This window comes from Paraburkholderia sp. SIMBA_054, assembly GCF_046534875.1.
Lineage (GTDB): Bacteria > Pseudomonadota > Gammaproteobacteria > Burkholderiales > Burkholderiaceae > Paraburkholderia > Paraburkholderia hospita.
The window spans coordinates 1-245 of the sequence record NZ_JAWRXV010001443.1 but is presented as its reverse complement, the minus strand read 5'-3'; the positions used below and the strand labels follow the sequence as shown (position 1 = coordinate 245).

Annotated in this window: 1 protein-coding gene; it reads right to left on the bottom strand. The window is 65.7% G+C overall.

Features of this window, described 5'->3' with window-relative positions; translation table 11 throughout:
* Positions 1–245 (bottom strand): UvrD-helicase domain-containing protein (locus SB822_RS59815; protein ID WP_410859475.1); only part of this gene is annotated, 245 nt, incomplete at both ends.

The following is a 245-nucleotide window of genomic DNA, read 5'->3' as shown; positions in this document are numbered from 1 at the left end:
AAAGGTGCCGATCCACATGCCGCGCGTGTCGATGGGTAACAGCGCCGACAGACGCGACATCATTTCGCGCGCGGCCTTGTTCGTGAACGTCACCGCAAGGATGGTGGCCGGCGACGCGAGGCCGTGCTGGATGAGCCACGCAATGCGCGTGATGAGCACGCGCGTTTTGCCGCTGCCTGCGCCGGCGAGAATCAGCGCGGGCTCGTTCGGGAGCGTGACGGCGGCGTGTTGTTCGGGGTTGAGAT